The 8,432-nt window shown below is 72.1% G+C and carries 8 protein-coding genes; 5 read left to right on the top strand and 3 right to left on the bottom strand.

What is annotated here, in order from left to right; translation table 11 throughout:
* On the bottom strand, window positions 1-821 hold an 821-nt coding region (locus ACR807_RS39775), incomplete at its 3' end, for an NmrA family NAD(P)-binding protein (RefSeq protein ID WP_438926710.1).
* 80 nt (window positions 822-901) lie between these two features.
* Between ACR807_RS39775 and ACR807_RS39770 the strand changes: the two genes are divergently transcribed.
* Entirely contained in the window at window positions 902-1,834 is a 933-nt protein-coding gene (locus tag ACR807_RS39770; RefSeq protein WP_438926709.1) for an AraC family transcriptional regulator, read from the top strand.
* Window positions 1,835-1,856: 22 nt separating this feature from the next.
* Here ACR807_RS39770 and ACR807_RS39765 read toward each other — a convergent pair whose 3' ends face one another.
* Together ACR807_RS39765 and ACR807_RS39760 are read right to left on the bottom strand one after the other, a co-directional pair.
* Window positions 1,857-3,392: an FAD-binding oxidoreductase gene (locus tag ACR807_RS39765; protein WP_438926708.1), complete on the bottom strand. Its 1,536-nt coding sequence runs from the start codon at window positions 3,390-3,392 to the stop codon at window positions 1,857-1,859.
* 62 nt (window positions 3,393-3,454) lie between these two features.
* On the bottom strand, window positions 3,455-4,702 hold the full coding sequence (locus tag ACR807_RS39760) for a phthiocerol/phthiodiolone dimycocerosyl transferase family protein (protein ID WP_438926707.1): 1,248 nt from the start codon (window positions 4,700-4,702) through the stop codon (window positions 3,455-3,457).
* Window positions 4,703-4,933: 231 nt separating this feature from the next.
* On the opposite strand from ACR807_RS39760, the gene ACR807_RS39755 reads away from it, so the two are divergent.
* The 4 genes from ACR807_RS39755 to ACR807_RS39740 all read left to right on the top strand — a co-directional run.
* A complete protein-coding gene (locus ACR807_RS39755; protein WP_438926706.1) occupies window positions 4,934-5,731 on the top strand; it encodes an AfsR/SARP family transcriptional regulator in 798 nt (265 codons plus the stop codon).
* A 54-nt stretch (window positions 5,732-5,785) separates the two neighbouring features.
* Window positions 5,786-6,748 (top strand): ribonucleotide-diphosphate reductase subunit beta, encoded by a 963-nt coding sequence (locus tag ACR807_RS39750; RefSeq protein WP_438926705.1) that lies wholly within the window; start codon window positions 5,786-5,788, stop codon window positions 6,746-6,748.
* Between the two features lie 3 nt (window positions 6,749-6,751).
* Window positions 6,752-7,213 (top strand): hypothetical protein, encoded by a 462-nt coding sequence (locus tag ACR807_RS39745; protein WP_438926704.1) that lies wholly within the window; start codon window positions 6,752-6,754, stop codon window positions 7,211-7,213.
* A gap of 52 nt (window positions 7,214-7,265) precedes the next feature.
* Window positions 7,266-8,432 (top strand): acyl-CoA dehydrogenase family protein (locus tag ACR807_RS39740; protein ID WP_438926703.1); only part of this gene is annotated, 1,167 nt, incomplete at its 3' end.

The raw sequence follows: 8,432 nt of genomic DNA, 5'->3' as shown, positions 1-8,432 counted from the left end.
GCGGTGCTCTTGGCGAACTCCGCGAAGGTCCGCGGCGGGCGACCGAGGGCGCGCTGCACGCCGTCGGACAGGTAGGCGTCCGTGTTGTTGCGCAGCGGCTCCACCATGTCCGCGAAGACGCTCGCGTCCTCGCGCGGCAGGCCCTGCTCGACGAGCTCCGCGACGAAGTCCTCGACGGAGAGCGGCACGTAGCGGACCTCGCGGCCGGCGGCCTCGGAGATCGCGGCGACCGCCTCGGCCAGCGTGATCGCGGCCGGGCCGGACAGCTCGTAGATCTGGCCCGAGTGCTTGTCCTCGGTCAGCGCGGCGACGACGACGGCCGCGATGTCCTCGGCGTCGACGAAGCTGGCCGCGCCGTCGGCGGCGGGCAGCCGCAGCTCACCGGCGCGGACGTAGTCGGCGAAGAAGCCCTCGCTGAAGTTCTGCGCGAACCAGCCCGGACGGGTGATCGTCCACTCCAGGCCGCTCTCCCGCACGGCGGCCTCGCTGTCGAGGAGGCCCTCCAGCATGCCGGTGCTGTCGTTCGCGTAGTCGGGGTTGTCGATGCCGCGGCCCGAGGCCAGCACGATCCGCCGGACGCCGTGCTTCACCGCCAGCTCGACGAACGGGCGGACGAGCATCGTGCCGTCGAGCTGCACGATGTAGGCCGACTGGGCACCTTCGAGAGCGGCGTCCCACGTGCCGCTGTCGGTCCAGTCGAAGACGTGCTCACCGTGCCGAGCAGCCGCGCGGACCGGGCGGCCCTGGGCGCGGAGCTGCTTGACGACGCGGCTGCCGGACTTGCCGGTGGCCCCGGTGACGAGAATTGGTTGGTCAGACATGACCTCATCCAACCGGGGGTAACCGAGAGCATCAATGGCTGAGACTCTTTGTTTGATGTCTTTGCGTCTACAGTGTGGGTATGGATGCTGTCTCGGACCTGCTGGCGGACGTCCGGGCGCACGGCGCCCTCTTCCAGCAGGCGATCATGCGACCCCCGTGGGCCCTGCGGATGGCCAGCGGCGCCCCGCTGACGCTGGCCACGATGCTGCGCGGCCGGGCCTGGATCATCCCCGACCGGGGCGAGCCGGTGCCGGTCGACGCCGGTGACGTCGCCGTCGTCCGCGGCGACGTGCCCTACACCGTGGCCGACGACCCCTCGACCACGCCGTCGCTGGTGGTGACCAGCGCCGACTACTGCTCGACGGTCGAGGGCGTCGAGCACGCCTCCGGGTGGACCTGCGGCACGCCCGACGACGGGTCCACCGTGCTGCTCAGCGGGGCGTTCGAGCGCCGCGGCGAGCTGAGCGAGCGGCTGTTGCAGGCCCTCCCGCCGGTGCTGGTCGTGCGGGCCGAGAACATCTACCCGCCGGCGGCGGTGCTCGCCGACGAGGTCGCCAGGGACCGCCCGGGGCAGCAGCTGGTGCTGGACCGGATGCTCGACCTGATGCTGATCTCCGTGCTGCGCAACTGGTTCGACAACCCGGCCGCCGACGCCCCGGGCTGGTGCCGGGCGCTGGAGGACCCGGTCGTGGGCACGGCGCTGCGGCTGATGCACGACAAGCCCGCCCACCCGTGGACGGTGGCGGAGCTGGCGACCGGGGTGGGGGTGTCGCGGGCGGCGCTCGCCCGGCGGTTCACCGCGATGGTCGGCGAACCGCCGATGGCCTACCTGGCGAACTGGCGGATCGCCCTGGCGGCGGACATGCTGCGCGAGACGGACGACACGGTGGGCACGATCGCGAGGAAGGTGGGCTACGCCAACGCCTTCGCGCTGAGCGTGGCGTTCAAGCGGGTGCGCGGCACGCGGCCCAGCGACCACCGCAGCCCGGAACCGGCGTGGCGGGCCGGCTGAGACCCGCCGCGCCGGTGGGCGGTCAGCCCGGGAGCCGCACCGAGAGCCCGTGGTTGAACACGTCGCGCGGGTCCCACCTGGCCTTGACCTGTTGCAGCCTCGGGTAGTTCCCCTTGTAGTACAGGGTGTGCCAGGGCACGCCCGAGGTGTTCCAGGCCGGGTCCGCCGTGTCGACGTCGGCGTAGTTGATGTAGGAGCCGTCGTACAGCTCGCCGGGGACCGGGACGCCGCCGGTGTCGGCGTGCACGTCCCGGTAGAACTCCCTGATCCACCGCAGGTGCTCGGCGTCCTCGGCGGGGTCGGTCCAGCTCGTCACGTAGACGATCTTGTTCACCGAGTCGCGCTGGGCCAGCGCGGTGGCCGTCGGCGGGACGGTGTTGACCGCGCCGCCGTAGGAGGTGATCAGCCAGCCCGCGGCCGGGTTGTCGTAGTCGTCGTCGGTCAGCCGGTCGTAGGCGATGTCGAGCTGCCGGTCCGGCAGCGCCTTGCGCAGGTAACCGGCCTTCACCTTCGCCCTGGTGCCGCTGAACGTGTCCGGGCTGCGCGACAGCAGCGCGGACTTCAGCCACGGGTCGCGGCGCGCGTCGTGGGTGAACGGCACGCCGACCCCGTCGTTCAGCGCGGCGAGGTAGTCGGCCAGCAACCGGTCCGCGTCGGGCAGCGTGCCGTCCAGGGTGGTGCTCAGGTCGAGGACGCCCGACTGCCGGCGCATCACGGTGAACAGGCTGTAGAGGCTCGCCCACGGCGAACCCGGTTCGCTGTTCGCCTCGTGCCAGCGGCCGTGGTTGCGCAGCAGCCTGCGGAAGGCGTCCCGGGTCATGTCCGCCCACGACCACCGCACCAGGCTGTCCAGCACGATCGCCGGCGGCGCGGGCAGCAGCCGGGTCGGGTCGGTCCCGGTGGCGCCGGGGGAGCGGAACCAGTACTTGACCACGACGCCGAAGTTCCCGCCGCCCCCGCCGGTGTGGGCCCACCACAGCTCCCGGTTCGGGTCGTCGGCCCGCCGCGTGGCGACCACCGACCGGGCCTTCCCGGCCGCGTCGACCACCACGACCTCGACCGCGTGCAGGTGGTCGACCGAGGTGCCGTGCAACCGGCTCAGCCTGCCGTAGCCGCCGCCGCTGACGTGCCCGCCGGTGCCCACGGTCGGGGTCAGGCCGGCGGGCACGGTGACGCCCCACTTCTTGTAGAGCGCGCGGTAGACCTCGCCCAGCTCGGCGCCCGGCTCGACGCGGAACGCGCCGTGCACCGGGTCGTAGTCGATCGCGTCCAGCTCCGACAGGTCGATGATCACCTGCGAGGACGGCGCGTGCACGAAGTCCTCCCCGCAGTGCCCGCCGCTGCGGACGACGACCTTCAGGCCGGCGTCCACCGCGCCCTGCACGGACCGCACGACCTGGGCGGCCGAGTCGACCACGTGCACCTGGCGCGGCGTGCCGACGAACCGGGCGTTGGAACCGATCACCAGGTCGGCGTACCGGCGGTCGGCGGGCGTGACCACCGCGGCGGGTACCGGCGGGGCGTCCGGCGGGGTGAGGTCGCGCAACTGGTCGGTCATGGGGGTCCTCCCGGACCTGTCGGGGGCACCGGCGGGCGGTGCGGAGCACGTGGTGGGGCGGGTCAGCCGAGGAGGTCGCCCAGCCCCGACCGCAGGGCCGCCAGCTTCCGCAGCGCGGACTCGCGCAGGGCCGGGTCGCTGAGCATGATCTCGACGGAGGTCCTGCCGTTGAACGAGTAGATGACGTAGAGGTGCATCGAACCGGAGCTGGTCGGGCTCAGGACGCTCGCGTCCTGGACCTTGGTGTGCAGGACGCCGCGGTAGGCGTCGAGGGCCAGTCCCGCCGGTGAGCGCAGTTCCGGGATCGTGCCCAGGTTGGTGGTCAACACGCTACCGGGTGCGGACGGCCGGGCGAGGTCGTTGAGGAAACCCGGGATGCCGGCCGCGGTCCGGCGGATGCCCGTCCCCTCGTCGAGCGCCTCGGGCAGGCACGCGCCGACCGCGCGCGCCAGGCCGACCAGGTCGCCGTCCGTGTCGTCGGTCGCGGTGAAGCCGACGAAGCTGATCACGTTCGTCCCGTCGGCCGCCGCCACCGGCGGGGTCAGCCTGGCCCGCATGTCCACGGTGATGTAGTAGGGGATCGCGGTGATCGGCTGCCCGCGCTCGGCGGCCTCCGCCCGGATGATCGCCGCGGACACGAGCGCGTTGAGCGTGACGCCCTCGCGGCGGCACAGCTGCCGCAGCGCTTCGGTGTCCAGCTCGCACCCGACGATCTCGTTCGTGAAAGCGGGCAGGTCGAGGACCTCGGCGTCGCGCCCGGTCGGCGGCCCCGCCGGCGGGGGCGGGTACTCGAAGTCGCCCACGCCCCGGTCGGCCAGGATCTTCTCCACCGCGTCCGGGTAGCCGCGGGCGTCGAGGCGGAAGGACCTGCCTTCCACGACGTCCGTGTAGCAGGACCAGAAGTCCTCCAGCACGGCGACGCCGTGGTGCCCGTCGGCGATGGCGTGGTGGATCATCAGCGCGACGGTCGCCCGGTCGCCGTCGCGCACCACGTGGACCGCGGACAGGCCGTCGTGCGGGTCCACGTCGTAGCCCGTCAGCGGGGCCGACGGGTCGGCCTCGACCACGCTGACCCCGGGCAGCGGTCCGGTGGCGGCGACCAGCACCCGGTGGTCGCCGACCTGTTCCAGGCGCGCGGCCAGGACGGGGTAGGCGTGCCGGACGCACTCCAGCGCGGTGGCGAGCGCGTCGAGGTCCAGCGGGCCGCGGACCTCCATGGTGTAGCCCACGCAGGTGCCGAGCGCGGCGTACCAGCTCTCGGTGGGGGAGAGGCTGCGGACGGCGAGGGTGCGGCTGACGGGTGCGATCACTTCGCGCATCTCCTTCGACGGGGTCGGCGGACCGGTCCTCGACCGGCCCGCTTCCGCTGTCTACCGGAGCCGCGCCGCGCGGCCCACCCGTCGACGCCGGTGCCGTGCCTCCGGAAGCGGAAGTGCAGCTTCATGAGCGCGCCGCGACCTGGAAGCCCGCCGAACCCCGGACATACGGTCCTCATCGACGGCACCACCGCGGTGGCCGACGGAGAACGCCTGGGGGGAAGCATGCGATTCCACGTGTTGGGCCCGCTCCAGGTGCGCGACGACGACCGCCCGGTGCGGGTGAGGGGGGTGCGGCAGGCCGCGACCCTGGGGTACCTGCTGTTGCACGCCAACGAGATGGTGCCGGTGAGCAGGCTGATCGACGCGCTCTGGCCGACGAGGGTCCCGCCCACCGGGCGGCAGGTCCTGCACAACGCCGTCTTCCGGTTGCGCGGCACCCTCGCCGCCGTGCGCAGCACCCGCCCGGCGGAGCTGCGGCGCGTCGGCCCGGGCTACGCGCTGCTCGTCGACGAGGAGGCCCTCGACCTGGCGGCGTTCCGGCACCTGGCCGGCCGCGGCCGGGCCGAACTGCGCGCCGGCCAGTGGGAACGGGCGTCCGCCACGCTGCGCCGCGCGTCGCGGCTGTGGCGCGGCACGGCGCTCGCCGACCTGGCCGAGCACGGCTACGACTGGCCGGAGCTGCGGTCCCTGCACGACGAGCGGGCGTCGGTGCTGCTCGACCGCGTCGACGCGGACCTCGCGCTGGGCCGCGACGCCTACGTCATCGGCGACCTGGAGCGCCTGCTGGAGGTCGACCCGCTCAACGAGCAGGTCTGCGGCCGGCTGATGCGGGCGCTGTACGAGACCGGGCGGCAGGCCGACGCGCTCACCCTGTACCGCACCACCAGGTCCGCGCTGATCGGCCAGCTCGGCCTGGAGCCGAGCCCGCCGCTGCGGGAGCTGGAGCACGCGATCCTCAACCACGACCTCGCGCCCGTGTCCGCCGGGGACCCGGTCCCCGGCGTCCGCGGGCGCGGCTGACGCCGCCCCGAACCCGTGACCCCGCCTAGGCGGAAGAGAACTGGAGACCACTGGATGACTCGGATGTCACCGGCCGTGCTCGCGTCGGTCGAGCACGCGACGCTGGACGAGCTCAAGGACGTCAACATCGACGACATGATCGCCTACGTCCACAAGGACCTGAAGAAGCTGCCGGAGAACATCGACCTCTACAAGCGCTACTTCACGCACCGGTGGAACGCCTACGACCTGGACTTCACCCAGGACGCGATCGACTGGCGGACCAAGATGAGCGACATGGAGCGCAAGGCGTTCACCGAGATCGCCGCCGCGTTCCACCACGCCGAGCGCCAGGTCGAGGTCGAGCTGCCGATCTTCATGCTCACGGGCAGCGAAGAGGCCAAGATGTACCTCGCCACCCAGCTGGAGGACGAGGCCCGGCACACGCTGTTCTTCGACCGGTTCTACCGCGAGGTCGTCGGCCTGCCCGGCGACTCCGTCGAGGAGATGCTCACCGCCTCCTTCCCGCACGTGCCCGAGACGTTCGTGGGCGCCTTCGGCCTGCTGTCCTACCTGTCCGACGACCTGCGCCGCGACCCGGAGAGCCCGGCCAAGCGGGTGCGGTTCGCCACGTCCTACTTCCTGTGGATCGAGGGCGTGCTCGCCCTGACCATCATGAAGCTGACCCTCACCTACTGCCGCAACAAGGGTTACCTGCCCGGCTACTACACCGGGTTCATCGCCTCCTGCCGGGACGAGGCCAGGCACGTCCAGTTCGGCATGCGCTTCCTGCGCGACTCGGTGCAGCAGGACCCGCGGCTGCTGCACGAGATCCACGAGACGCTGCGCACCGAGCTGGCGATGAACGGCGGCGCCAGCGTCCCGGCCCCGCTGCAGCCGCTGGGGTTCTCGGAGGAGGAGGTCGTCCACTTCATGATCCGACAGGTCAACAACAAGGTGTCCGACGTCGGCATCTCGTTGCCGCCGGACATCCAGGAGATGGTCAACAACATCCAGCCCGAGATCGCGGGGGGCTGACCGATGACCGCGACCGCGCAGACCTACCGATTCCTCGGCGACGAGTGGGCCGAGGCCGTCCGCGAGCGGCTCGACCGCGGGCCGAGCGAGGAGACCCTGGCCCGCAAGCAGGCGAGCTACTGGGAGTGGATCGCCGCCACCCGCGGGGCGTACTCCCACACCTGGGCGCTCGGCGTGGAGGAGCGCGACGGCCGCACCACCTACCTCCACCTGACGTGGCAGGAGGGGAAGTGCGCCAAGGCCGAGGTCGTCGCGCCGGGTGAACCGGTGTCGGCCGATTTCGTCATCGTCGGCACCAAGGACACCTGGCGGCGTTTCCACGCCGGGCAGCTGAACCACCAGCGGATGGTGGTGGACAAGCAGTTGCGGCTGACCCACGGCAATGTCCTGATCTTCTTCCGCGCGGTGTTCTTCTTCATCGAGAGCCTCGCCGCGATGGAACTGGTCCCGACCAGCTTCGACTGAGCACCGGTCTGCCGGAAATCCGGGGAACAACATCGATCGAAAGGTGAACTGCGTGTCCACGGACCTCGATATGGGATATGCGCCGGACGTCCGGAAGCTGGTCGACAAGGCGCACGGGTTGATCCCGCTGCTGCGCGCCAACGCGGCCCGCGGTGAGGAGGAGCGCGGCCTGGCGGCGGAGTGCGTGGACGCGCTGCGCGACGCCGGGTTCTTCCGGATGAGCGTGCCCCAGTGGCTGGGCGGCGACGGGCTGGACGTCCGGGGCCAGTCCGCCGTCATCGCCGCGGTCGGCCGCGGCGACGCCTCGGCGGGCTGGCTGGTCAGCATCGGCGTCGCGGCCGAGACGCTGGCCTCGCTGATCTCCAAGGAGGGCGCGAAGGAGATGTTCGGCCCCTCGCCGGACGTCTTCGTGTGCGCCAACGGCGGGCACCACTCCGCCACCGCGACGCGCGCCGACGGCGGCTACCGGGTCTCCGGCCGGTTCCCGACGATCTCCGGCTGCGAGATCGGCGACTGGATGATCCTGGCGGTCGTGCCGGTCGTCGCCGACGGCGAGCCCACCGGTGAGCTGATCTCCCTGGCCGCCCCGCCCCGGGACGCCCGCATCGACCGCACCTGGCACGTCGCGGGCATGCGGGCCACCGGCAGCCACACCGTCGAGTACGACGCCCTGTTCGTGCCGGACAGCCGGGTCATCAAGCACACCCTCGACCCCGAGCTGGGCCTGACGAACTTCCCCAGCCTGGAGAGCTTCGCGGCGGTGGCGCACCGCACCATCGCCTCGCTGGTCGGCACCGCGCACGGCGCGCTGGACGTCGTGCGGGCGATGCTGGACAAGGGCAGGCCGCTCATGGACACCACCTACGGCTCCGCGCTGGAGTCGCCGGTCGTGCGCCAGTGGCTCGGCGAGGCCACGCACCTGGTGGACACCGCCTACCAGCACGTGATGACCGCCTCGGACATGTACGACTCGGCCCGGGCGGCGGGCTCCATGTCGCGGGAGGAGCGCACCCGCGCGCGCAGGCACGGAGCCTCCGCGCTGGACGCCGCCCGCCAGGCCATGATGAAGATCCTCGACCTGGGCGGGACCAGCGGTTTCGCCGAGTCTAACCCGTTGCAGCGCTACTGGCGGGACTTCGAGGTGGGCAGCCACCACATCCACCTCAGCAGGCTGATCGCCATGGAGGACTACAGCCGGGCGCTGCTGGGCACCGAACAG

The organism is Saccharothrix sabaoui (assembly GCF_051756985.1).
Lineage (GTDB): Bacteria > Actinomycetota > Actinomycetes > Mycobacteriales > Pseudonocardiaceae > Actinosynnema.
The sequence above is the reverse complement of the archived record's forward strand: the minus strand, read 5'-3'. Positions and strand labels throughout refer to the sequence as shown.

Excerpts from the sequence above, each read along its gene's own strand:
- ACR807_RS39770 (WP_438926709.1), top strand. The coding sequence starts at position 902 with ATGGATGCTGTCTCGGACCTGCTGGCGGACGTCCGGGCGCACGGCGCC.
- ACR807_RS39755 (WP_438926706.1), top strand. The coding sequence starts at position 4,934 with ATGCGATTCCACGTGTTGGGCCCGCTCCAGGTGCGCGACGACGACCGC.
- ACR807_RS39745 (WP_438926704.1), top strand. The coding sequence starts at position 6,752 with ATGACCGCGACCGCGCAGACCTACCGATTCCTCGGCGACGAGTGGGCC.
- ACR807_RS39750 (WP_438926705.1), top strand. The coding sequence starts at position 5,786 with ATGACTCGGATGTCACCGGCCGTGCTCGCGTCGGTCGAGCACGCGACG.
- ACR807_RS39765 (WP_438926708.1), bottom strand. The coding sequence starts at position 3,392 with ATGACCGACCAGTTGCGCGACCTCACCCCGCCGGACGCCCCGCCGGTA.